This is a genomic window from Halomonas icarae (genome assembly GCF_009901955.1).
GTDB classification, from domain to species: domain Bacteria; phylum Pseudomonadota; class Gammaproteobacteria; order Pseudomonadales; family Halomonadaceae; genus Halomonas; species Halomonas icarae.
Genome location: NZ_WUTS01000001.1, coordinates 1,307,572 through 1,330,704, shown reverse-complemented (window position 1 = coordinate 1,330,704; position 23,133 = coordinate 1,307,572). Strand labels below are relative to the sequence as shown.

General features: G+C 62.4%; 21 protein-coding genes. 6 read left to right on the top strand and 15 right to left on the bottom strand.

What is annotated here, in order from left to right; translation table 11 throughout:
- Window positions 1-6: 6 nt before the first annotated feature.
- Complete coding sequence (locus GRB80_RS06250; protein WP_161422927.1) at window positions 7-621, bottom strand: hypothetical protein; 615 nt, start codon at window positions 619-621, stop codon at window positions 7-9.
- 24 nt (window positions 622-645) lie between these two features.
- On the opposite strand from GRB80_RS06250, the gene GRB80_RS06245 reads away from it, so the two are divergent.
- Both GRB80_RS06245 and GRB80_RS06240 read left to right on the top strand, forming a co-directional pair.
- Complete coding sequence (locus GRB80_RS06245; RefSeq protein WP_161422926.1) at window positions 646-1,239, top strand: hypothetical protein; 594 nt, start codon at window positions 646-648, stop codon at window positions 1,237-1,239.
- A gap of 121 nt (window positions 1,240-1,360) precedes the next feature.
- The gene (locus tag GRB80_RS06240) at window positions 1,361-2,035 is read left to right on the top strand and encodes a Fe2+-dependent dioxygenase (protein ID WP_161422925.1); all 675 of its coding nucleotides are present in this window, start codon (window positions 1,361-1,363) and stop codon (window positions 2,033-2,035) included.
- Window positions 2,036-2,272: 237 nt separating this feature from the next.
- On the opposite strand, the gene GRB80_RS16465 is transcribed toward GRB80_RS06240, so the two are convergent.
- On the bottom strand, window positions 2,273-2,635 hold the full coding sequence (locus tag GRB80_RS16465) for a GreA/GreB family elongation factor (RefSeq protein ID WP_161422924.1): 363 nt from the start codon (window positions 2,633-2,635) through the stop codon (window positions 2,273-2,275).
- Window positions 2,636-2,929: 294 nt separating this feature from the next.
- On the opposite strand from GRB80_RS16465, the gene GRB80_RS06230 reads away from it, so the two are divergent.
- Together GRB80_RS06230 and GRB80_RS06225 are read left to right on the top strand one after the other, a co-directional pair.
- Complete coding sequence (locus GRB80_RS06230) at window positions 2,930-3,898, top strand: GlxA family transcriptional regulator (protein ID WP_202597172.1); 969 nt, start codon at window positions 2,930-2,932, stop codon at window positions 3,896-3,898.
- 80 nt (window positions 3,899-3,978) lie between these two features.
- Window positions 3,979-5,214 (top strand): TauD/TfdA family dioxygenase, encoded by a 1,236-nt coding sequence (locus GRB80_RS06225; protein ID WP_161422923.1) that lies wholly within the window; start codon window positions 3,979-3,981, stop codon window positions 5,212-5,214.
- 193 nt (window positions 5,215-5,407) lie between these two features.
- On the opposite strand, the gene GRB80_RS06220 is transcribed toward GRB80_RS06225, so the two are convergent.
- The 5 genes from GRB80_RS06220 to GRB80_RS06205 all read right to left on the bottom strand — a co-directional run bounded on the left by GRB80_RS06220 (window position 5,408) and on the right by GRB80_RS06205 (window position 10,355).
- Entirely contained in the window at window positions 5,408-5,929 is a 522-nt protein-coding gene (locus GRB80_RS06220; RefSeq protein ID WP_161422922.1) for a hypothetical protein, read from the bottom strand.
- Window positions 5,926-7,488: a sodium/proline symporter gene (locus tag GRB80_RS06215; protein ID WP_202597171.1), complete on the bottom strand. Its 1,563-nt coding sequence runs from the start codon at window positions 7,486-7,488 to the stop codon at window positions 5,926-5,928. The genes GRB80_RS06220 and GRB80_RS06215 overlap by 4 nt, the downstream gene beginning before the upstream one ends.
- Window positions 7,489-7,538: 50 nt before the next feature.
- Window positions 7,539-7,670, bottom strand: coding sequence for a hypothetical protein (locus GRB80_RS16460; protein WP_267491317.1), 132 nt, complete (start codon window positions 7,668-7,670; stop codon window positions 7,539-7,541).
- Between the two features lie 96 nt (window positions 7,671-7,766).
- Window positions 7,767-8,849: a CoA-acylating methylmalonate-semialdehyde dehydrogenase gene (gene mmsA / locus GRB80_RS06210; RefSeq protein ID WP_337194372.1), complete on the bottom strand. Its 1,083-nt coding sequence runs from the start codon at window positions 8,847-8,849 to the stop codon at window positions 7,767-7,769.
- A gap of 183 nt (window positions 8,850-9,032) precedes the next feature.
- Complete coding sequence (locus GRB80_RS06205) at window positions 9,033-10,355, bottom strand: aspartate aminotransferase family protein (RefSeq protein WP_161422921.1); 1,323 nt, start codon at window positions 10,353-10,355, stop codon at window positions 9,033-9,035.
- Between the two features lie 409 nt (window positions 10,356-10,764).
- Here GRB80_RS06205 and GRB80_RS06200 point away from each other — a divergent pair, with 409 nt between their 5' ends.
- Window positions 10,765-11,691, top strand: a complete 927-nt coding sequence (locus GRB80_RS06200) for a LysR family transcriptional regulator (RefSeq protein ID WP_161422920.1) — start codon at window positions 10,765-10,767, stop codon at window positions 11,689-11,691.
- Between the two features lie 169 nt (window positions 11,692-11,860).
- Complete coding sequence (gene hglS, locus GRB80_RS06195; RefSeq protein WP_161422919.1) at window positions 11,861-13,222, top strand: 2-oxoadipate dioxygenase/decarboxylase HglS; 1,362 nt, start codon at window positions 11,861-11,863, stop codon at window positions 13,220-13,222.
- Between the two features lie 33 nt (window positions 13,223-13,255).
- Here the strand turns inward: hglS and GRB80_RS06190 are convergent, their stop codons facing one another.
- The 8 genes from GRB80_RS06190 to glyA all read right to left on the bottom strand — a co-directional run bounded on the left by GRB80_RS06190 (window position 13,256) and on the right by glyA (window position 22,908).
- The gene (locus tag GRB80_RS06190) at window positions 13,256-14,635 is read right to left on the bottom strand and encodes an L-serine ammonia-lyase (protein ID WP_161422918.1); all 1,380 of its coding nucleotides are present in this window, start codon (window positions 14,633-14,635) and stop codon (window positions 13,256-13,258) included.
- Window positions 14,636-14,734: 99 nt separating this feature from the next.
- Window positions 14,735-15,601, bottom strand: coding sequence for a formyltetrahydrofolate deformylase (gene purU / locus GRB80_RS06185; protein ID WP_132041704.1), 867 nt, complete (start codon window positions 15,599-15,601; stop codon window positions 14,735-14,737).
- Window positions 15,602-15,734: 133 nt separating this feature from the next.
- Window positions 15,735-16,079 (bottom strand): cupin domain-containing protein, encoded by a 345-nt coding sequence (locus GRB80_RS06180; RefSeq protein ID WP_132041705.1) that lies wholly within the window; start codon window positions 16,077-16,079, stop codon window positions 15,735-15,737.
- Between the two features lie 147 nt (window positions 16,080-16,226).
- On the bottom strand, window positions 16,227-16,877 hold the full coding sequence (locus GRB80_RS06175) for a sarcosine oxidase subunit gamma (RefSeq protein ID WP_161422917.1): 651 nt from the start codon (window positions 16,875-16,877) through the stop codon (window positions 16,227-16,229).
- On the bottom strand, window positions 16,870-19,917 hold the full coding sequence (locus GRB80_RS06170; RefSeq protein ID WP_161422916.1) for a sarcosine oxidase subunit alpha family protein: 3,048 nt from the start codon (window positions 19,915-19,917) through the stop codon (window positions 16,870-16,872). The genes GRB80_RS06175 and GRB80_RS06170 overlap by 8 nt, the downstream gene beginning before the upstream one ends.
- Complete coding sequence (locus tag GRB80_RS06165) at window positions 19,914-20,288, bottom strand: sarcosine oxidase subunit delta (protein ID WP_161422915.1); 375 nt, start codon at window positions 20,286-20,288, stop codon at window positions 19,914-19,916. The genes GRB80_RS06170 and GRB80_RS06165 overlap by 4 nt, the downstream gene beginning before the upstream one ends.
- 11 nt (window positions 20,289-20,299) lie before the next feature.
- The gene (locus GRB80_RS06160; RefSeq protein ID WP_161422914.1) at window positions 20,300-21,550 is read right to left on the bottom strand and encodes a sarcosine oxidase subunit beta family protein; all 1,251 of its coding nucleotides are present in this window, start codon (window positions 21,548-21,550) and stop codon (window positions 20,300-20,302) included.
- A 38-nt stretch (window positions 21,551-21,588) separates the two neighbouring features.
- Window positions 21,589-22,908, bottom strand: a complete 1,320-nt coding sequence (gene glyA, locus GRB80_RS06155) for a serine hydroxymethyltransferase (protein WP_161422913.1) — start codon at window positions 22,906-22,908, stop codon at window positions 21,589-21,591.
- Window positions 22,909-23,133: the final 225 nt, after the last annotated feature.

The window sequence follows — 23,133 nt, the reverse complement described above, 5'->3', positions numbered from 1 at the left end:
CCCGACTCAGTAGCGGCCGAGCGTCGCTTCCAGCTTGAACAGTCGCGCCGAGAGCTCGCCGGGAGTCATCACCGGAGTCTCCGGGGCCACCGCGGACGGCCATGCCTCGAGAGTCGATTCATAGGCCGCGAGCAACTCAGCGTAGGTGTCCTCCGCGTAGAGGTCGACCTGTGCCTCGAGCAATGCCTGGGCCGTCAGCACAAAACCACGGCTATCCTGGTACTCGACGATATTGACGAATTGCCCATCGTCCACCGCTTCCTCGTACTCGTGCAGTGCCTGACGCAGCAGGACCAGCTGGGCGCGGCTCTGGAAGGCGACGTCATCCCGCAGCTCGCCATCCACGTCCTGCATCGCCTCATCGATCGCCTCGAGCGCGGTCGCGTAGGCATCGGTCTTGCTCTCCCACTCGCCACCGGTGCGCATCGTCTCGACCAACGCTTTCAGATTCGACTCGATGCCCTCAACGCCGCGCGCCTCAAAGGCCGGCTCGAGCACCCCATAGTGCTCGTGGATGGGATGACCGAAGTGTGGCTGGGCGGCGGTCTGCTCACCGGCCTGATAGAGCTCGCGGGCCACGGTGAGATGGCCTTTCATCATCGCCAGGTTGGTGTAATACACGCCAGGGTTGCTGACGTCGATGGCATGGCCGCCTTCGCCACCTTCACCGCCTTCACCACCTTCGCCGCCTTCGCCGCCTTCGCCGCCTTCGCCGCCGGCGGAAGCGTTCAGATAATCAAAGACTGCATAGGGCTCACTACCCTCACCGCCTTCACCGGCTTCACCGCCCTCGCCACCTTCACCACCTTCACCACCTTCGCCGCCTTCGTGGTGATGGCCGGCTTCACCGCCCTCGCCACCTTCACCACCTTCACCGCCTTCGTGGTGGTGGCCGGCTTCACCGCCCTCGCCACCTTCACCACCTTCTCCGCCTTCGCCACCTTCGTGGTGATGGCCGGCTTCACCGCCCTCGCCACCTTCACCACCTTCACCGCCTTCGTGGTGGTGGCCGACTTCACCGCCCTCGCCACCTTCACCACCCTCGCCGCCGTGATCGGCCTGGGCCAGCAGCAGACTGTCGGGACCCTGGGTATAGTCGGCAGCGGGCTCGGCCTCTGCCCAGCCGGCAGTGCTGGTGCCGAGCAGAACGCTGGCGCCGACGCCGACCCAGAGCTTGGTGCGGGTGCTGTTTGTCATGCAGACCTCCTTATTTATACATTTGACAGCTTATACGTTTGACAGGGGGTGGCCCTACAGGCCGATAGGAGCACGGGCGTAGAGTGCCGGCTTGGAAAGCTCAATGCAAACGATTCCCAGTTGTTTATAATCGAGGTTCATTTCTCGACCGACTGGAGCCCCCGTGATTCTCTGCATCGATCAGGCCATCTCCCCTGAGCTGCTCTCCCGCGTCCGGACCACCCTGGCCGATGCCGCCTTCCGCGACGGTCGCGAGACCGCGGGCTGGCATGCTCGCACGGTGAAGCACAACCAGCAGGCGGATGGACGTCATCCGGCCATCGCCGAGCTGCACAAGGAAATTGCCAAGGGCCTGCAGGCCAATCCGCTGTTTCAGATGGCGGCACGCCCAAGGCGCATGAAACCGCTAATGTTCAGCCGTTACCGGGAAGGCATGAGCTACGGCAACCATGTCGACGATGCGATCATGGCCACCCCACAGGGGGCGATGCGCACCGACCTGTCGTTCACGCTGTTTCTCAACGACCCCGAGAGCTACGATGGCGGCGAGCTGTTGATCGACTCGACCGCTGGAGAGCAGACCTACAAGCTGCCGGCCGGTGCCCTGATCCTCTACCCCTCCTCCACCCTGCACCGGGTCGTGCCGGTCACCAGCGGTGAGCGCCTGGCCGTGGTAGGCTGGGTCCAGAGCCAGGTGCGTGACCCCCAGCAACGCGAGATCCTCTTCGACCTGGATAGCACTCGTCGCCAGGAGTTCGAGGCCAATGGCAAGACCCGCACCTTCGACATGCTATCGAAGAGCCTGGCGAATCTGCTGAGGATGTGGGCCGAGATTTGAGCACCGGCAACGTAGCCCTCCTCGCCACCTGAGAGCCTAGTAAGAAAATGCCCGCTGTTTAGCGGGCATTGTAATCTCTTCCCCAGACTTTATTTTTCTCTCTTGCTCACCACCTTACTTAAATATCATCCAACCCATTCCAGCCAATATTTAATATATTTTTTAAAAAATAAAAACCTAATCTTTCCCACACAGTGCAACATCAACCACAGTGAGATTTCATAAAAAGCAAAAAAGCTATTGAACCTCAATAATACGCACTTCTTTTTCGAGGCCCATCATTACCACTTTTACCACTTCTCCCACTTTCGAGGAGAGCAGCGCCGCACCGAGAGGCGAGAATATCGACACCAGCCCCCGTCTCGGATTCGCCTTGCCGGGCTCTGTCAAGGTATAGGTACGCCGCTCACCCGTCGACAGGTCGACGATACGTATCATCTTGTCAATCGATGCCACGCTCGGATCCCCTCCCGCACCGGCCGCCAGTTCTTCGATTTTCTCCACGACAGATGCGTAATCGACTGGGCGCCCTCGAAAGAAGAAAGGGTGACACATACCCTTGGAGAAAATCTTGCCGACCGAACGATTTGCATAAATCACTCTAGATCTCAAAGCCACTGCCATGCCTCATGATAATAAAAACATTGCCATGCCAGCTATAGAAAACGGGCTCCTTTCCTCCAAAGCTCACGACCATACCTTGAATAAAACAAAAGGCAAGCCAAGCTGGCTGTTTAAAACAGGGGGCCAATAACGCCTACAAACTCTCTAAAACAGCAAGAATCGCCAAAAGCACCGATAAGGTAGTATCATTCTCCCTACGCGCACCATGCCAGCAAGATATTTGAAGAAGAGAATCACCGACAACACGTCTTTGTCTCGGCCATCCTGACCATGAGAATTCAGCCCCCCGATACCCGCCCAGAACGCATCGGCTTCCTGCTGCTACCGCGATTCGCCATGGTGGCCTTCTTCTCGGCGATCGAACCGCTGCGCATCGCCAATCGCATCAGTGGCGAGAGGCTGTTCGAGTGGGACCTGATCAGCCGTGATGGGGAACCGGTGGTGGCCTCCAACGGCATGACCCTGAATGTCAGCCACTCGCTCCACGAGGCCCCTGCGCTGCCAAGTCTGACGGTATGCGCAAGCTTCGAGCCACACAACACCATCGATGATGAGCTGATTGCCTGGCTTATCGAGCGCGCGGCGACAGGCTGTGTGCTGGGGGGCATGGATACCGGTTGCTATGTTCTGGCCGCCGCCGGCCTGCTCGATGATCAAACGGTGACCCTGCACTGGGAGTGCCTGCCCGACTTCCGCTCCCGCTTTCCCCGGGTCGATGCGGTTGAGTCGATCTACGAGGTGACCTCCGAGGGCTTCTCGTGCGCCGGCGGCAGCGCCGCGATCGATATGAGCCTCGACCTGATTCGGCGCCGGCACGGCGAGGACCTGGCGACTCGAGTACGAGATCAACTGGTCCACGACCAGGGCCGTCGGCCTGCCAGCCGCCAGCGCGACCCCGTAGTCCTCCAGGAACCGCTGCTGCAGCGGGCCATCGCACTGATGGAGGCCAACCTCGAAACCCCCTTGGGCATCGGCGAGCTGGCCGACGAACTCGATATCTCCTGGCGCCGACTCGACCGGCTGTTCGCGCGTCACCTGGAGACCTCTCCCCAGCAAGCCTATCTGGCCCGGCGCCTGGATCATGCCCACCGCCTGCTGCGCGTGACACCGCACAGCGTCATGCAGATCGCCCTGGCCTGCGGATTCGCTTCACCCTCGAGCTTCTCTCGCGCCTTCAGGCGACAGCATGGCCTCACTCCCAGTGAGCTGCGCCGGCAGGAACTGTCGAATCGTGCATAGTCGGTGTCGAACTCCGCCAGGCGTCACGGCCTCCCCACTGGCACTCTAGGCGGCGTTACGAACCCCCCGAGGAGGCCAAGATGACCACCGCACTTCCAGCGACACCCGATTACGACGCCTGGCCCATCGAGGCGCATCTCGAGACGCTAACCTTCTCACCACGCCTGGTGACCGTGCGCTGGAGCGATGGCCGCGAGAGCCGCTACCACAGCATCTGGCTGCGTGAGAATGCCGCCGACGACTCCACCATCAATCCCGCCACCCGGGAGCGCATCCTCGACCTCTCCGCCCTGCCCGGATGGCCGGAGGTCGCCGGCGCCGAGATCGATGCGGCCGGCGCACTATGCGTGGACTTTGCCCCGGAGCAACTGCGCCTGCGCTTTCACCCAGGCTGGCTGCGTGCCCACGATTACGACAATGCCGAGGATCCCGAGGCGCCGCTGGCAACGGTGAAGCTCTGGCATGGCGGCCCCGAGGCGGCTCCGGACAGCCTCGATGCCAGCGGCCTGCTCGACACCACGCCTGACAGCGAGACCGAGGAGTCGATCCTCGCACCAGCCCTGGAGAGCGTACTGGGCAAGGGGATGGTGCGCCTGCGCGGTCTGCCCACCGAACCCGGCTCGCTAGAGGCCATCGCCCGGCGCATCGGTCCGGTACGTCCCACCAACTTCGGCCTGCTGTTCGACGTCAAGGCCAAGCCCGACCCGGACTCCAACGCCTACACCTCCATCGCCCTGCCACCGCACACCGACCTGCCGACTCGCGAGTATCATCCGGGCCTGCAGATGCTGCACTGCCTGGAGAACAGCGTCTCCGGCGGCCAGGCGGTTATGCTCGATGGTTTCGCCGTGGCCGAGGCATTGCGCCAACGCGACCCCGAGGCCTTTGACACCCTGACTCGAGTTCACTGGTGCTTCGCCAATACCGCCAGGACCACCGACTACGTCTGGTACTCGCCGATGATTCGCCTGGATGATCGCGGCGAACTGCTCGAGGTGCGCATCGCCGACTTTCTGCGCGGCCCGCTCCAGGCCAACTTCGATGAGGTGGAGTCCGCCTATGCGGCCCTGATGACCCTGCAGGCGATGCTGCGCGAGCCAGAGTTCGCCATCCGCTTCACCTATGCGCCCGGCGACCTGGTGATCTTCGACAATCGCCGCCTGTTACACGCCCGCGACGCCTTCGAGGGCTCGAGCGGCCACCGCTGGCTGCAAGGCTGCTATATGGAGCGTGACGAGGTACGCTCACGCTACCGCATGGTGCAGCGTCGTCGTCGTGAGCGTCGCGTGGCGGCCAAGGGGCAACAGGAATCGTGACAGGTCAATGATGCCCTTGGGCATGCCTGCACGACCTCCCGAAAAGCACAGCGCCTGGCAGAAGTTCTGCCAGGCGCTGAAGGATCGACTCGGCGCATAACGCCGTCGAGCTTACTGGTAGAGGGCGCGTACCGCCTCGATGGCGGGCGTGCCTCGACGCCTTCCAGCCAGCCGGCCCGCCAAGTGCGCCCGCTTACAGCAGGTAATAACCGCCATTGAGAGCATCGATCAGCAGCTCGAGATCGCCATGCCGTTCATGGTGAGCAGTGAGGCGCCACAGGGGTTTGCGAACGGTCTCGCAGCGTATCAACTCTAGCCCCGAGGCGCTTCGCCGTTTCAGCCGATGGCGGCGCACCTGCATCACATGCTGGCGCGCCTTGCGTTCGAGGGGAGGCGTCTCGAGCTCGGGGGCAGGCAGCGTGGCAGCCCTCAGGGGAGAGCCGAACTCGATGCCCTCCACTGTCGTACTGACCCCTTGGCAACGATCGACCAGACAGTTCATCAGCTCCTGACGCGACATGCCCCAGCGTCGAGTGTTCCAGCGATAGAGACAAAGCAGGTACGGGAAGCCGATCGGCTCGACCCTATCGATCGTCAGCTCGGCGTCGATGCTGGCGACACGTCGTTCGAGGCCGTCGAGGGGAAGCCTGGCCTTGAGCCAGGCTTCCCGATCATCGGCGACGTCCACCACGGGACTCCCCGAGGGCTCGATCACGCCGGGCGCTCACTGAGCTTGAGCGTCAGCGCCTCATGTGCCATCTCGAAGCTTTGCTGCGCCTTCAGTGGCCTCGGCAGGGGGCGCAGTTCGGCGGTCTCCTCCATCGCCTGCAGGATATGCTCGGGAACGGGATGGCTGGTTTGCGTCAGCAGGCTGGCGACGACCATCGCCAGGCTGGAGAGCACCACACCGGCCAGCATGGGATGCAGGCCGGTCACCCCGTCCAGCGCCAGATACTGCCAGAAGAACGCCACCAGGCTACCGACAATCATCGAGGCCAGGGCACCGGGCGTATTGGCCTTTCGCCACCACACCGCGGCCACATACGCCGGCAGGAAGGCACTGCCCAGTACCGAGGTCGTGAAGACGACGATGGAGAAGATCGCCGGCGGCTCGAAGACGGCCACGACACCGCAGACGGTTCCCAGCAACAGAACGATCAGCTGGGACACTCTCACCATCTGTTTCTCTTCCATGTTCGGATTGATAAACCGCTCATAGAGGTCTCGCGCCGCAATGCTCCCGGTCTGCAGCAGGATCGAGTCGGCCGTGGACATGATGGCCGCCATGATGGCCGCCATCACGATACCCACCACGGCGGCAGGCAGCAGGTTCTGGGCCAGGGCGAAGATGGCCTGCTCTGGGTCGTCGAGATCGGGCAGCACCAGGATGGCCAGGGTGCCGAGAATATAGGGGGCACTGACGAACACCAGGTTCCACAGGGTGGAGTAGACGCCGGCGCGACGCGCATGGAAAGGGTTGCGCATTGCCATGTGACGCGTGACGACGTGGGGCCAACCCATATAGCCGATGGAGAAGATCAACAATGCCCCCAGCACGATTCCCCACTGCCCTTCATGGACGAGATCCTTGCCCCAGATGCTGAGTAGCGTCGGATCAATGGAAGCGATGGCCTGGTTGGCAGCCGTCAGGCCACCGACCTCCTGAAGCGTGGCGACCAGGATCCAGACGATGCCGATGATCATCACGAAGCTCTGCAGCAGGTCGGTGTAGGCCACCGCGCCATAGCCGCCCATCAGGGTATAGGCAAGAATGACGCCCACGGCTATCGCCAGCGCCACCTCGTAGGGCAGTCCTGTCACCAGTTCCAGGCCCTTGCCACCGGCGATGAACTGCGCCAGTACATAGGCGCCCAGCAGGGAGACCGACAGCACCGCCGCGATCAGGCGGACCCACTTGCTGGGATAGCGCTTCTCGAGATACTCGATGGAAGTTAGTGCCCCCATGATCTGGGAGAGCTTTCGCATCCGCCGTCCGAGAACCGAGAGGTTCACCACCCCGCCACCGATATCTCCCGCGGCATACCAGAATCCATAATACCCCTGGGTGTAGCCGAGAGACCCGGCCCCCAGGAACATGTAGCCACTCATGGATGTCGACTGCATCGTCATGGCGGTCACCAGAGGCCCCACATTGCGACCGCTAAGGTAGTACCCCTCCATGCTGCTCGAGCCGCCTCGGCGCATGGAAATCACACCTACTGCCAACATGCCGGCGAAGTACAAGCCAAGAAACAGCAATACCGTCGAGTTCACTCATTTTCTCCTGTCACGCGATTCTTGTTTTCATGACCAGCCGCCTCGACTCAGCGACCGGACTCCGAGTTCTTGAGTCCCGGCCAGCCTCGCGTTACCCAGAGGAAGCCCAGCGTGTAGAGCACCCAGAACACCGGCACACCGATGACCAGCCAGGTGGTGGATACGGGTAATCCGAACATCGTTATCTCCACTGCTTGTTGTTGATATTTTTGGCGTCTCAATCACGATGGCCCCGCCTAGGCGGAGCCACTTAGCCTCAACGAAACCACCGGGGCTCAGGAGGGGAAGGAGAACTGCACCCCTTCACGCACGCCGGCGGAGGGCCAGCGCTGGGTCACGGTCTTGCGACGCGTGTAGAAGCGAACCGCGTCGGGGCCGTAGGCGGAAAGATCACCGAACAGCGAACGCTTCCAGCCACCGAAGCTGTGATACGACACGGGCACCGGCAGCGGCACGTTGATTCCTACCATGCCGACCAGGATATTATCGCTGAAGTAGCGTGCCGCCTCACCATCGCGGGTGTAGATGCAGGTGCCATTGCCATACTCATGCTCATCGATCAGCCGCATCGCCTCTTCCATGCTGTCGACCCGCATGACCAGCAGCACGGGACCGAAGATCTCTTCCCGATAGCAGGTCATCTCGGGCGTCACATTATCGATCAGGGTGCCGCCGACATAGAAGCCCCCCTCGTAACCCTCCACCTGGACGTCGCGACCGTCGACCACCAGGGTAGCGCCCTGCTCCGCGGCACTGGCGATATAGCCGCAGACCTTTTCCTGATGCGCCTTGGTGATCACCGGACCGAAGTCGTTGCTCTTGTCGGAGAAGGGGCCGACCTTGAGGGTCGCCATCGACTCCTGCATCTTGGCGATCAGGGTATCGGCCGCTTCATCCCCCACGGCCACCGCCACGGATAGCGCCATGCAGCGCTCGCCGGAGGAACCGAAGGCGGCTCCGGTCAGCGAGTTGACCACATTTTCCATATCGGCATCGGGCATGACGATGGCGTGGTTCTTGGCGCCACCCAGCGCCTGACAACGCTTGCCGTTGGCGCTGGCCCGCGAGTAGATATACTCGGCGATCGGCGTGGAGCCGACGAAGCTGACGGCCTGGACACGGGCATCATCGAGCAGGGTGTCCACGGCCTCCTTGTCACCATTGACGACGTTGAGCACGCCCGCGGGCAGGCCCGCCTCCAGCGCCAGCTCGGCGATAAAGAGTGCCGAGGTCGGGTCACGCTCCGAGGGCTTGAGCACGAAGGTGTTACCGCAGGCGATGGCCATGGGATACATCCACAGCGGCACCATCGCGGGGAAGTTAGGGGTTGTAAAGATCCTGGCTGCGCCCTTGGCGATCGACGCGAGCGCCGTTGATCAGGTGGCCGAGTGCTGTCATGGATTACCTTTTGGTGGTGCGTTGTTGTGAAATCGATTATTCGCTCAATATAATTCGAGGGATCATGAGCTGACGGCATGGACAATATTGACACCTATCATTTTCATTATTTGGCCGCTCCATCCGTCAAGAGCCCTCCGCTCCTATCGACGAATACTGCCTAAGACATCGCTGATAATGCTCAAACCTTTCTTCGCCTCTTCGACGCTAACAATACAGGGAGGTACAACATGGATACGATTCGCTACTACAAAGGGAAGCAGACCAGACTCAACCATGGAAGCCTTGGCCTGCCCCATCGACTTGGCATTGAGCGGCTGGCGACTTTCACGATCTTCAACTAGCTCGATGGCTTGGAAAACCCCCACACCACGCACCTCGCCAACCACCTCATGCTGTTCGGCTATCTGCTTTAACCCAGGCGCCAGAACCTCACTACCAATGCGCGCCGCATTGCCCACGATGTCCTCTTCCTCCATGGCATCAAGGGTTCCACAAATAGCCGCCATTCCTAGTGGATGCCCTGAGTAGGTGAGACCACCGAAAAACATGTTTTCATCGAAATATCGCGAAATTCTCTCTGAAATAATAACCCCACCGGCTGGAACATAGCCGGAGTTAACACCTTTAGCAAAGGAAATCAGATCAGGAGTGACATCGAAATGATCCAGCGCCAGCCACTTTCCTGTACGCCCGAATCCGGCCATCACTTCATCGAAAATTAGCACGATTCCGAACTCATCGGCCAGCGCACGTACGCCTTCCAAGTAACCCTTAGGAGGCGTAAGTATCCCAGCGGTTCCAGGTATAGTTTCAAGCAGGATAGCCGCTATGGATCCTGGTCCCTCGGCTTCGATCACGCGTCGGAGATGCTGAAGCGCCCTAGCCGACTCCTCCTCCTCGTTCTGCGCCCAGAAATCACTACGGTAGAGGTATGGGGTGAAGAAATGAACATGAGCACGAGCATACTCATTCGGCACTCGACGAAAGTCACCGGTTGCCACGATGGCCGACCCGGTTCCGCCATGGTAGGAGCGATAGGACGACAACACCTTGTCACGCCCAGTAATGGTGCGCGCCATCCGGATAGCATTCTCATTTGCATCGGCGCCACCATTGGTGAAGAACACCTTGTGAAACCCCTCGGGAGCTCGCGCCAGGATCTTTTCGGCTGCCAGGCCTCGTGCATAGTTGGCATGTGCGGGCGCCACGGTGGACAGCTCCTCCAGCTGCGCCCTGATGGCACTGACCACCTTAGGGTGTTGATGCCCAATATTGGTGTTTACTAGTTGACTGGAAAAGTCGAGGTATTCGCGCCCCTCATAGTCCCATAGGCGACAACCACTACCACTCTTGATCACCAGAGGATCCAGAGAGCCTTGCGCTGACCAAGAGTGAAACACCCCGTCACTGTCTAGTTTTTTGACAGGCTGATTACTTGTCAGGTTGTTATTTAAATCAGTCATTTGGCCACCCTTAAATAGTCGAATGATGTCCCGATTAGGCACATCAGTAATATCAGCACATCCTCTTCATTTGTGTCTAAAAAACCTTCGGCCTGGCCATCCCGAAAAACTAGATTCTGATCCATTCAGTTCGAATCTTACTACCTAGTTTGAGTTATGTTTCCTGGCCGTCGTCACTGTTTAGTGTGCGCCGTGGGCATACGGCCACTTTAGGCATCCATCGCCATAGACTTTCCTCGCCTCCTAGCCACCACTGCTTCAAGACATATTGACACTCTTCAAGCTAGCCCCTAGCTTGGATCAGTCAAACTAAAAAGTATTTAACTTCGTGAAAGTGAATACTTAACAGAAGGTACGGAAGTCATTAGCGACACCCCGTGCCGGCGGACAGCAGCGGCGGAGAGGGTAGATGGTACAGCGCAAGCGCAAGAGTACCCCCATGGGGCAGCTGGGGGACACTGATCTCAGACTTTTACGGATCTACCGTAAGGTGGTGGAGTGCGGGGGTTTTTCTGCCGCCGAGGTGGCGCTGGGCATCAGTCGCGCCGCCATCAGCATGGCGATGAATGACCTGGAGACACGGTTAGGCCTGCGTCTCTGCCAACGCGGACGCAGCGGCTTCGCCCTGACCGACGAGGGGGCGGAGGTCTATGAATCGACCCTGCAATTGCTGGCCGCCGTGGAGGGGTTTCGCACCCGGGTCAACGGCCTGCATGCCCAGCTCAAGGGCGAGCTCAATATCGGCATTACCGACAATCTGGTGACAATGCCCGAAATGCATATCACCGATGCACTCAGCGCGCTCAAGGAGCGCGGCCCCGAGGTGCGCATCAACATCCGCATGATTCCCCCCAGCGATATCGAGATGGCGGTACTCGATGGGCGACTCCACACCGGGGTGATTCCCGACCTCAAGGTGCTACCGGGGCTGCATTACCTCTCGCTCTACGCCGAGGAGTCGCGCCTCTACTGTTCCAACGAGCATGCGCTGTTCGAAGTGGAAAACATCGACGAGGCGGCTCTGGCCAACCACGATGCCGTGGTTCCCGCCTACGCCCAGACCCCCGAGATCAAGGAAGTTCATGAGCCACTGAAGGAAGCAGCCTCGGCCAGCGACCGCGAAGGCATCGCCTTCCTGATCCTCTCCGGCCGTTTTATCGGCTACCTGCCGACCCATTACGCGGAAGGTTGGGTCCGCGAGGGGCGCATGCGCGCCCTCTGCCCCGAGAGATGGCGTTACTGCACCCACTACAGCGCCATTACGCGCAAGGGCGCACCGCCCAACCTCGTGCTGGAGAGCTATCTCGAGGAGCTGACTCGTCTGGTGCAGACTTAACCGGAGGGCGATGCGCTGCACTCGCGAGCAGGGTTAATGGGGTGGCGTAGATGAGCACAGGGTCCGAGCCTTCAAAGCCCCCCGCTCCAGTGCAAGAATGGATAGTTTCACCCTACCGCACCTCGAACATGCCCCACTCCCCTGACCCACAACCCGAGAGACAGACTCCATGATCCAAGCATTCCTGATTTCCCCCGATGAGATCCGTCACCGCTTCGCCGCCGCCATGTCGGCCATGTACCAGAGTGAGGTGCCGCAGTACACCACCCTGCTGGAGCTGGTGGAGCAGGTGAACCGCGAGACGCTGGAGGCGAACCCGTCGCTGGCCGAACGGCTGGCCGAGGCCGATGAGCTGGCGCGGCTCGATGTCGAGCGTCACGGCGCCATCCGTGTCGGCACCGCCGACGAGCTTGGCATGCTGCGCCGCCTGTTCGCGGTGATGGGCATGTACCCGGTGGGCTACTACGATCTCTCCGAGGCTGGGGTGCCGGTACACTCCACCGCCTTTCGCCCGGTCGATGATGCGGCCCTGGCCCGCAACCCCTTCCGCATCTTCACCTCGCTGTTGCGCCTGGAGCTGATCGAGAGCGAAGCACTGCGCGAGCGCGCGGCGGCCATCCTGGCCGAGCGCGACATCTTCACCCCCGGCGTGCGCGAGCTGATCGCACTGCATGAACAGCAGGGTGGACTCGACGATGACCAGGCCGAGCGCTTCGTCGTCGAGGCGCTGGAGACCTTCCGCTGGCACCATGATGCCACCGTGGACCTCGCCACCTATGAGGCACTGCACGCCGAGCACCGGCTGATCGCCGACGTGGTGTGCTTCCGCGGGCCACATATCAACCATCTGACGCCGCGCACCCTGGATATCGACGAAGTCCAGCGGCGCATGCCGGCGGCCGGCATGAATCCCAAGGCCGTGATCGAGGGCCCACCGCGCCGCGACTGCCCGATCCTGCTGCGCCAGACCAGCTTCAAGGCGCTGGAGGAGCCGACCCGCTTCCAGGGCGAGTGCCAGGGTACCCATACCGCCCGCTTCGGTGAGATCGAACAGCGCGGAGTGGCGCTGACCGCCAAGGGACGCGAGCTCTACGACCGTCTGCTGACGGCGTCCCGTGAGCGGACCCAAGGCCTCGACAATGCGGCGCATCAGCAGGTTCTGGCCGAGGTGTTCGCCGACTTCCCCGACAGCGAGAGCGCGCTGCGCCGCCAGGGGCTGGCGTTCTTCGAATACCGCCTGACCGACGCCGGCCGTGCCGCGGACAAGGTCGCCGAGGCGGACCTCGAGACACTGATCGAACGCGGGCTGGTCAGCGCGCGCCCAATCACCTACGAGGATTTCCTGCCGATCAGTGCGGCGGGCATCTTCCAGTCCAACCTGGGCGGCGGGGATAACGGTGCCTACGCCGGCAATGCCAACCGCGCGGCCTTCGAGGCGGCACTGGGCGCCCCGGTGGCCGACGAGCTGGCGCTCTACGCCGAGCGGGAACGCGCCAGCCGCGACGCCGTGCTGCAGGCGCTGGCCTCCTGAGTCAGGCCCACCGGCAGCACGGCGGTGGGAGAGTCAGCACTCGATGGCGCTGACGGCGAGCCCACCCTTCGAGGTCTCCTTGTACTTCTCCTGCATATCCGCACCGGTATCGCGCATGGTGCGGATCACCTTGTCCAGCGAGATGAAGTGCTCACCATCGCCGCGCAGGGCCATCTGGGCGGCGTTGATCGCCTTCACCGAGGCGATGGCGTTGCGCTCGATGCAGGGCACCTGCACCAGGCCCCCCACCGGGTCGCAGGTCAGTCCCAGGTTGTGTTCCAGGCCGATCTCGGCGGCGTTCTCCACCTGGTCGACGCTGCCACCCATCAATTCGGTGAGGCCGGCGGCGGCCATGGCGCAGGCCGAGCCCACCTCGCCCTGACAGCCCACCTCGGCACCGGAGATGGAGGCGTTCTTCTTGCACAGGATGCCCACGGCGGCGGCGGCCAGCAGAAAGTCCACCACGTCGCGCTCATTGGCGCCCTGGCGGAACTGCATGTAGTACTGGAGCACCGCCGGGATGATGCCCGCCGCGCCGTTGGTGGGCGCGGTGACCATGCGCCCGCCGGCGGCGTTCTCCTCGTTGACCGCCAGCGCATAGAGGTTGACCCAGTCCATGGCCGACATGGTGGAGGCGATCAGCGAGTGGTCGTCCTTGCTGGCCAGCATCCGCTGGTGCAGGTTCCTGGCGCGACGCTTGACGTTGAGCCCGCCGGGCAGCACGCCCTCGGCTTCCATGCCCTTCTCGATGCACGCCTGCATCGCCGTCCAGATGGTCAGCAGACCCTCACGGATCTCCGCCTCGCTGCGCCACGCCTTCTCGTTTTCCAGCATCAGCTCGCTGATGCGCAGGCCGCTGTCGCGACACATGCGCAGCAGCTCGTCGCCGGTCTGGAAGTCATAGGGGATCTCGGTGTGGTCGGTATCCAGCACCCCCTCGGCAGACTGGGCCTCATCGATGACGAAGCCGCCGCCCACCGAGTAGTAGGTATTGCGGTAGAGCTCGCCCTCATCGCCATAGGCGAGCAGCCGCATGGCGTTGGGATGCTGGGGCAGACTCTCCTCGAGCAGTCGCATGTCGCGCTGCCAGTCGAAGGCAACAGCGTGGCGGCTGGCCAGCTGCAGGGTACCCGAGGACTTCAGGGCCTCGATCCGCGGGACGATGACATCCGGGTCGATATGGTCGGGTCGCTCGCCCATCAGGCCCATGATCACCGCATGGTCGGTGCCATGGCCGATGCCGGTGGCGGAGAGCGAACCATAGAGCTCGACCTCGAGGCGGCGGGTGTGCTCAACCAGCTCCCTGGCCTCGAGTTCGGCGACAAAGTTGCAGGCGGCCTGCATCGGGCCCACGGTGTGCGAGCTGGAAGGCCCGACGCCGACCTTGAAAAGATCGAAGACACTGATTGGCATGATGTAATGACCTTGTTATTGGATTCATCGATGGGCGCCTGACGGCGCCATTCGCCCGGCAAAGCCGGCCTCCCACGCAATACGCACTCGCAGATGTACCTAGCGGTCGAAGACCACGGTGCGCCTGGCATGCAGGAAGACGCGGCGCTCCACGTGCAGGGCCACTGCGTGGGCCAGGGTCAGGCACTCGACGTCGCGCCCCTTGGCCACCAGATCCTCGGGATAGTCGGCGTGACTCACCGGCTCCACTCCCTGGGTGATGATCGGGCCCTCATCGAGGTCATCGTTGATGTAGTGGGCGGTGGCGCCGACCAGCTTGACGCCCTTTTCATAGGCCTGGTGGTAGGGCCTGGCCCCCTTGAAGCCCGGCAGCAGCGAGTGATGGATATTGATGGCGCGGCCGCTGAGCTTCTCGCACAGGTCGCTCGAGAGCACCTGCATGTAGCGGGCCAGGATCACCAGCTCTGCCCCCGTCTCCTCGACCACCTGCCACACCTGGGCCTCCTGTTCGGGCTTGGTATCCGGCGTGATCGGGAAATGGTGGTAGGGAATGCCGTGCCACTCCGCCAGATTGGCCAGATCCGGATGGTTGGAGACGATGGCGCGAATATCGATGGGCAACTGGCCGATACGGTAGCGATAGAGCAGATCGTTCAGGCAGTGGTCGGCCTTGGAGACCATGATCACTACCGGCATCCGCCGGTCTGGCGGTGTCAGTTCGAACGTCATGCCAAACTCGGCGGCACGCTCGGCGAAGCCGGTCTCGAAGCTTGCGGCCTCAAACCCTTCTGCCTCCGGCCTGAACTCCGTGCGGATAAAGAAGCGTCCGCTCAGCCGATCATCGAAGGAGTGCTGTTCGGTAATGTAACAAGCATTCTCCTTGAGAAAGCGTGTGACCACGTCCACGGTACCCAACCGACTCGGGCACTGCGCGGTCATGATCCAGTTATCTGAATGACGCCCCATGAGCCTGACTCCTGTGATGGCGAAAAGCCGGGAGGGGGAAACATCCCGCCCCCGGCCTAACCCTGACGAGTGGTACAGCGGCTGGCATCAACCGCCAATACACCGCCATATCAACTCAATGCGAAAGATTGATTCAGGCAAAAACAAAATACTTGCGTACCGTTTCAACCACTTCCCAGGTGCCTTTGAACCCCGGCTCGACGATAAAGATATCACCCGCCTTCAGGTGAATCGGCTCGCCATTTTCCGGGGTAAGGATGCAGTACCCTTCACGGAAGTCACAGTATTCCCACTTGTCGTAGTTCACTGCCCATCTTCCCGGGGTACAGATCCAGGTGCCCATGGTCTTGGTCCCGTCCTCCGACGCGTAGGCGTTGAGGTTGACGGTATGAGGATCGCCAGAGAGCTTTTCCCAGGAGCTGGCGTCCAGCAGCACGTCCGGCTGTGCGTCACGCAGTACCTTGATCTTGTCGGTCATTGTTCTTCCTTTAAGCGATATTGTTGATCTTGTTGCACATCATGGAGACATGCCCCTATGCCGCTCCTCGGCTCGTGATGCAGCATGCTTGAACACCAGGCATCCCTGCAGAACAAACGAGAAGCGGCCTTGCTCACCGCCCGGCTCCTAACGCTGCACACCAATGCCATACTCGGCGCCGGCGTCCAGGATCCAGCGATAGAGGTAGTCGGCGAAGCTTCTGCGCAGCACCAGCTCATAGCGCTCCTCGCTGGGACGGCGCAGGATAAGGCTGGACTTGCCGAACACCACACTGACCGCCTTGCCCACCGGGAAGTTGCTCGGGTGGACATCGTAGCTGGTCGACTTCATCAGCAGCTCGCGGACCTTTTCCCCCTCCAGGGAGATCAGAGTCTGCCCCCCACTGACATCGACGATGGCATAGTGGGCATCGCCCAGGGCGTCGCGCAGCCGCTGCTCGACATCGAGCTCCTCGCCACCGGGCACGATCACCAGCCACTCATCCGGCGACAGCCACTGAACGCTGCGCTCACCGCTGGCGTCCAGCGCCAGCCCCAGGGGCTGGCCGGGCAGGCTGATGCCCAGCACCTTGCGCACGGCTTCATCGAGAACGATGGCCCCGCCGCGCAGGATCAGGTGGCCCAGGAAGGCCTGCTCCTTGAACAGGATTCCGCTGCCGGATGACGCGGCCGGCACACTGCCAGTGTTGTACGCCACGGACAGCGGTGACTCCTTGGGAATCGAGGCGTCCGGATGGGTGTTGAAGGTCGCAACCTTGCCGTAAGTGATATCAGACATGCTGACGCTCTCCCTTGGGATCGATGAATACGGGGCTGACGACCTCGACCTCATGGGCCTGACCGTCCGGCATCGGCACATAGAGCTTCTCGCCCATGCGGTCCCGACCGCCCTTGATCACTGCCAGAGCAAAACCGCTCTCCAGGTTCGGGCTGTAATAGCTCGAGGTCACATGACCCAGCATATCCATGGGAATGGGCTGGTCCTTGTCGACGACGATATGGGCGCCCTCTTCCAGCACCACCTTCGGGTCGACGGGCTTGAGCCCCACGAACTGCTTGCGGTCCTTGCGCGCCGTATCCGGGCGCGTCAGGGCGCGCTTGCCGATCCAGGAGAAGGGCTTGTCATAGCCGATCGCCCAGAACATGCCCAGATCCTCGGGGGTCACCGAGCCATCGGTATCCTGACCGGCGATGATCAGCCCCTTCTCGGCACGCAGCACATGCATGGTCTCGGTGCCGTAGGGCGTCAGGTCATACTTCTTGCCGTGCTCGAACAGGGTCTTCCAGACATGCATGGCGTAGTTGGCCTGCACGTTGATCTCGTAGGCCAGCTCCCCGGTGAAGGAGATGCGGAACACCCGCGCCGGGACATCGGCCACCTTGCCGTTGCGCCAGTCCATGAACTTGAACTGCTCGCGGTCGAGATCGATATCGGTGATCTCGGACAGCAGCTTGCGTGCATCCGGACCAGTCACGGTCATGGTCGCCCAGTGATCGGTGACCGAAGTGAAGTACACCTGCAGCTCCGGCCACTCGGTCTGGTGCCACAGCTCCAGCCACTCCATCACGCCGGCGGCGCCGCCGGTGGTGGTGGTCATCAGGAAGTGGTTCTCGCCCAGGCAGCTGGTGGTACCGTCGTCCATCAGCATGCCGTCGTCCTTGCACATCAGGCCGTAGCGTACCCGGCCAGGCGCCAGCTTGGCCCACTTGTTGGTGTAGACGCGACCGAGGAATTCCCGCGCATCCGGCCCCTGGATATCGATCTTGCCCAGGGTGGAAGCATCGAGGATGCCGACGCCGGTACGCACCGCCAGGCTCTCGCGTGCCACGGCTTCATCCATGGTCTCGAGCTTGCCGTTGACCTTGCGTGGGAAGTACCAGGGGCGCTTCCACTGGCCGACGTCCTCGAACTCGGCACCATTCTCCACATGCCACTGATGCAGGGCGGTGTAGCGCTCGGGGTCGAACAGCTCACGGCAGTGACGTCCGACGATGGCGCCGAAGGTGACCGGTGTGTAGTTGGGCCGGAACACCGTGGTACCCACCTCGGGAATCGACCTGCCGAGACAGCGCGCGGCGATGGCCATGCCGTTGATGTTGCCCAGCTTGCCCTGGTCGGTGCCGAAGCCCATGGCGGTGTAGCGCTTGACGTGCTCGATGGACTCGAAGCCCTCGCGGGTGGCCAGCTCGATGGCCGCCGCGGTGACGTCGTTCTGCATGTCAACGAACTGCTTGGGCGCACGCAGGGTCGGCTTCTCGTGGGGCACCTGATAGAGAGCACAGGCCTCGCCTTCGCGAATGGTCTCGGCTCGGGGCGGCTCGATGGCGCTGGCAGACTTGCCCAGCGCGGCAAGCGCCTCAGTCGCCTTGGCCGCACCATCGGCCAGGCCCTCGGCCAGGTCATGTACGCCGCGGGCGCTGCCTGCGGCGTGCACCCCCTTCACCAGGCTGGGCACGAAACCGAGGATCTCTTCGTCCCAGGTGGGCCGCGCACCGGTATGAGAGGCCAGGTGGATCACCGGGCTGTAGCCGCCGGAGCTGGCGATGGTGTCGCACTCCAGGAGTTCGGCCTGACCGGTGACCTTGAAGGCCGCTGCATCGATGGTCGCCACACGGGCGCCGCTGACGCGCTTGTCGCCCTTGGCCTCGAGCACCGCCGAGCCTTCGATGATGCGGATGCCACGGGCCCGAGCCTGCTCGACCAGCTCACCATCCGGATGACGGCGCGCATCGACGATGGCCACCACTTCACGGCCGGCTTCATCCCAGTCCAGGGCGGCACGATAGGCATGATCGTTGCTGACGGAGAGCACCAGCTTGTTGCCCGGTACCACACCGTAGCGGCGGATATATGTGGAGACCGCACCGGCCACCAGGTTGCCCGGCACATCATTGTTGCCATAGACCAGCGGGCGCTCATGTGCTCCCGTGGCCAGCAGCACCTGCCCCGCCCGCACTCGATGCATGCGTGAGCGCGTGAGCCGGTAACCGTCGACCGTCGGCGCGGCCTCACCGAGATGCTCGGTGCGCCGCTCGTGCAGGGTCACGAAGTTATGGTCATGGTAGCCGTTGGCCGTGGTGCGCGGCAGCAGGGTGACATTGTCGTTCTCGGCCAGCTCGCTGATCACCTGTTCGGCCCATTGGGCGGCCGGCTGATCGTCGAGCAGCTCACGGCTGGCAAGCAGCGAGCCACCCATCTCCTCCTGCTCATCGCAGAGGATCACGCGAGCGCCGGCACGAGCGGCGGTAAGCGCGGCGGCCAGACCCGCGGGGCCGGCACCGACCACCAGCAGTTCGCAATGCTGGTTGAGGTGGTCGTAGCTATCGGGATCGTTCTCCATCGGGCTGCGACCCAGACCCGCTCCCTTGCGGATGTATTTCTCGTAGGTCATCCACATGGAGGCCGGCGCCATGAAGGTCTTGTAGTAGAAGCCCGGCGGCATGAAGCGCCCGCCCAGCTTGCCGACCAGGCTCATGACATCACGCTGCACGTTGGGCCAGCCGTTGGTGCTCTGTGCCGTGAGGCCCTCGAACAGCGCCTGCTGGGTGGCACGCACGTTGGGCACCTGGGCCGCCTCGGTGCTGCCCAGCTGGACCAGCGCATTGGGCTCCTCGGCGCCGGCGGCGACGATGCCGCGCGGACGGGAATACTTGAAGCTGCGGTTGACGAGATCCACCCCATTGGCCAGCAGTGCCGAGGCCAGGGTGTCACCGGCATGGCCCTGATAGCGCTTGCCGTTGAAGGTGAAGCTCAGGGTGCGGGCGCGGTCGATGCGTCCACCCTGGCGAAGACGATTCGGCTGATTCGACTGACTCATGCCTTGACTCCTTCCTGACCTGCGACCATTCCCGCCTCGGCGGCAACCTTTTCGGCCGCCACTGTTTCGACGGACTTCCCCTCGGGATGCTCGGCGCTGAAGCGAGGCTGCTCACCCATTCGATAGGTCTCGAGGATCTCGTAGCTCGCCGAATTACGTGTGATGTTGAAGAACTTGCGGCAGCCGATCGCGTGCACCCACAGCTCATGGTGGATGCCGCGCGGGTTGTCACGGAAGAACAGGTAAGCACCCCACTGATCATCGGTGCAGGACTCGGGGTCCTCGGGACGGGCGATATGCGCCTGGCCCTTGGGGTGGAACTCCTCTTCATCGCGGTATTCGTCGCAATAAGGGCAATGGATATAGAACATCGTATTTCTCCTTAGTGCGCGACGCCGGCGGCGCCATGTTCATCGATCAGGGCACCGGTGTTGAAGCGGTCGATCGAGAACGGCGCAGCGATGGGATGCATCTCGCCCTTGGCAAGGCTCGCCGCAAAGACATGACCGGAACCCGGAGTGGCCTTGAAGCCGCCGGTGCCCCAGCCGCAGTTGAAGAACAGCCCCTTGACCTTGGTCTTGGAGAGGATCGGACAGGCATCCGCACAGGTGTCGACGATGCCGCCCCACTGACGGTTCATGCGCACCCGCGAGAAGATCGGGAACATCTCGACGATGGCCTGCAGGGTGTGCTCCACGGTGGTGTAACTGCCGCGCTGGCCGTAGCCAAGGTAGCCGTTGATACCGGCGCCGATGACCAGGTCACCCTTGTCGGACTGGCTGATATAGCCATGCACATGATTGGACATCACCACGGTGTCGAGCACCGGCTTGAGCGGCTCGGAGACCAGCGCCTGCAGCGGATGGGATTCCAGCGGCAGTGTGAGGCCGGCCATCTTGGCCACCACGCCGGAGTTGCCCGCCGTGACGCAGCCGATGGTCTTGGATTCGATATCGCCGCGATTGGTGTGCACGCCATACACCTGACCATCGCGAATCTTGAAGCCCGTGACCTCGGTGTTCTGCAGGATATCCACCCCCAGGGCATCCGCCGCCCGGGCGTAGCCCCAGGCCACCGCATCGTGGCGAGCGACGCCGGCGCTCTTCTGCCAGGAGGCGCCGAGGATCGGATAGCGGGCGCGCTTGGAGGTGTCGATGACCGGCACGATCTCCTTGATCTGGTCGGGGGTGATCACCTCACTGTCGACGCCGTTCAGCCGGTTGGCATGCACCCGGCGCTGGATATCGCGCATGTCCTGTAGGGTATGTCCCAGGTTCATCACGCCACGCTGGGAGAACATCACGTTGTAGTTGAGGTCCTGGGACAGCCCCTTCCACAGATCCAGCGAGTGGTCATAGAGACGTGCCGCCTCGTCCCACAGATAGTTGGAGCGAACGATGGTGGTATTACGCGCGGTATTACCACCCCCCAGCCAGCCCTTCTCCAGCACTGCCACGTTGGTGATACCGTGGTTCTTGGCCAGGTAGTAGGCGGTGGCCAGGCCATGGCCGCCGCCACCGACGACGATGACGTCGTACTTTTTCTTGGGGGTCGGGTTGCGCCACTGGCGCTGCCAGTTCTCGTGGTGGCTGAGCGCGTGCTTGGCCAGCCCGAAGCCTGAATAGCGTTGCATGTCTCTCTCCTGAATCCGCTTCTGATTCGTTAAGGCGATCAGACCGCTGACGCGGCATCGGCCTGGGCGGGGGTCTGGTGACCGGTGGCGGCAGAGTCGCCATAGACCGGGTGACGTCCACAGAGCTTGGCCACCTTTTCGCGCACCTGCGCCTCCACGGACTCCGTCGACTCCTGGTCGGCCAGCACGTCGAGGATGTCGCAGATCCAGCCGGCCAGCTCGGCGCACTCGGTCTCGTCGAAGCCACGGCTGGTCACCGCCGGGGTGCCGATGCGCAGGCCGGAGGTAACGAAGGGACTCTGGGGATCGTTGGGCACGGCGTTCTTGTTGACGGTGATATGGGCACGGCCGAGTGCCGCATCGGCGTCCTTGCCGGTGACGCCCTGCTTGATCAGCGAGACCAGGAAGAGGTGGTCATCGGTACCGCCGGAGACGACATCATAGCCACGCTCCAGGAACACGCCGGCCATGGCGCGGGCGTTGTCGATGACGCGCTGCTGGTACTGCACGAACTCCTGGCTCATGGCCTCCTTGAAGGCCACCGCCTTGGCAGCGATGACATGCATCAACGGGCCGCCCTGCTGGCCCGGGAAGACCGCACCGTTGAGCTTCTTGTAGAGGTCCGCATCGCCGGTGGCGGAGAGGATCAGGCCACCGCGCGGGCCGCGCAGGGTCTTGTGAGTGGTGGTGGTGACCACATGGGCGTGGGGAACCGGGCTCGGATAATGACCCGCGGCAATCAGGCCGGCCACGTGGGCCATGTCGACCATGAACCAGGCGCCCACCTCATCAGCGATGGCGCGGAAGCGGCGCCAGTCGACGACACGCGCATAGGCGGAAAAGCCGGCGATGATCAGCTTGGGCTTGTGGCTGCGTGCCAGACGCTCGACCTCCTCATAGTCGATCTCGCCGGTCTCCGGATTCAGGCCATACTGCACGGCATGGTAGTGCTTGCCCGAGAAGTTCGGCGCGGCGCCGTGGGTCAGGTGGCCACCGTGGGCCAGGCTCATGCCGAGGATGGTGTCGCCCGGCTTGACCATCGCCATGAACGCCGCAGCATTGGCCTGAGCGCCAGAGTGCGGCTGAACGTTGGCGTAGTCGGCGCCGAACAGGTCACAGGCGCGGTCGATGGCCAGCTGCTCGACCACATCAACGTGCTCGCAGCCGCCGTAGTAACGCTTGCCGGGATAGCCTTCGGCATACTTGTTGGTCAGCTGGGTGCCCTGGGCTTCCATTACCGCACGGCTGGCATAGTTTTCGGAGGCGATCAGTTCGACATGAGCCTCCTGGCGGGCCACCTCGTCGGCGATGGCGGCGGCGATCTGGGAGTCGAAGTTGGCGAGACCTACCTGGTTCATGACTGGCTCCTGTTGTTATCGATGTCGGGCAGGGTGTACCTCGAATCTATCGCCTACCCATCAGAAGGAAAAATTTGAAATCCTTATGCGTGGATAACCACCACGCTGCGCGTCTGGCATACCACTCGATTAAAGACGACCGCGACGGGGAGGGATTGAACAGATGCGACAGGATTCCTGTACGCCGAGGGAGCTGGCCACCACTCGAGCAACGGGGAAACAGCA

What these genes read in the sequence shown, in the direction of transcription:
- hglS (WP_161422919.1), top strand. Translation starts at nt 11,861, where the DNA reads ATGATCCAAGCATTCCTGATTTCCCCCGATGAGATCCGTCACCGCTTC.
- GRB80_RS06175 (WP_161422917.1), bottom strand. Translation starts at nt 16,877, where the DNA reads ATGTCTGATATCACTTACGGCAAGGTTGCGACCTTCAACACCCATCCG.
- purU (WP_132041704.1), bottom strand. Translation starts at nt 15,601, where the DNA reads ATGGGGCGTCATTCAGATAACTGGATCATGACCGCGCAGTGCCCGAGT.
- glyA (WP_161422913.1), bottom strand. Translation starts at nt 22,908, where the DNA reads ATGAACCAGGTAGGTCTCGCCAACTTCGACTCCCAGATCGCCGCCGCC.
- GRB80_RS06190 (WP_161422918.1), bottom strand. Translation starts at nt 14,635, where the DNA reads ATGCCAATCAGTGTCTTCGATCTTTTCAAGGTCGGCGTCGGGCCTTCC.
- GRB80_RS16460 (WP_267491317.1), bottom strand. Translation starts at nt 7,670, where the DNA reads ATGTTCGGATTACCCGTATCCACCACCTGGCTGGTCATCGGTGTGCCG.
- GRB80_RS06245 (WP_161422926.1), top strand. Translation starts at nt 646, where the DNA reads ATGGCCGCCTTCGCCACCTTCACCGCCTTCACCACCTTCGCCGCCTTC.
- GRB80_RS06180 (WP_132041705.1), bottom strand. Translation starts at nt 16,079, where the DNA reads ATGACCGACAAGATCAAGGTACTGCGTGACGCACAGCCGGACGTGCTG.
- GRB80_RS06160 (WP_161422914.1), bottom strand. Translation starts at nt 21,550, where the DNA reads ATGCAACGCTATTCAGGCTTCGGGCTGGCCAAGCACGCGCTCAGCCAC.
- GRB80_RS06165 (WP_161422915.1), bottom strand. Translation starts at nt 20,288, where the DNA reads ATGTTCTATATCCATTGCCCTTATTGCGACGAATACCGCGATGAAGAG.
- GRB80_RS06230 (WP_202597172.1), top strand. Translation starts at nt 2,930, where the DNA reads ATGAGAATTCAGCCCCCCGATACCCGCCCAGAACGCATCGGCTTCCTG.
- GRB80_RS06200 (WP_161422920.1), top strand. Translation starts at nt 10,765, where the DNA reads ATGGTACAGCGCAAGCGCAAGAGTACCCCCATGGGGCAGCTGGGGGAC.
- GRB80_RS06225 (WP_161422923.1), top strand. Translation starts at nt 3,979, where the DNA reads ATGACCACCGCACTTCCAGCGACACCCGATTACGACGCCTGGCCCATC.
- GRB80_RS06205 (WP_161422921.1), bottom strand. Translation starts at nt 10,355, where the DNA reads ATGACTGATTTAAATAACAACCTGACAAGTAATCAGCCTGTCAAAAAA.
- GRB80_RS06170 (WP_161422916.1), bottom strand. Translation starts at nt 19,917, where the DNA reads ATGAGTCAGTCGAATCAGCCGAATCGTCTTCGCCAGGGTGGACGCATC.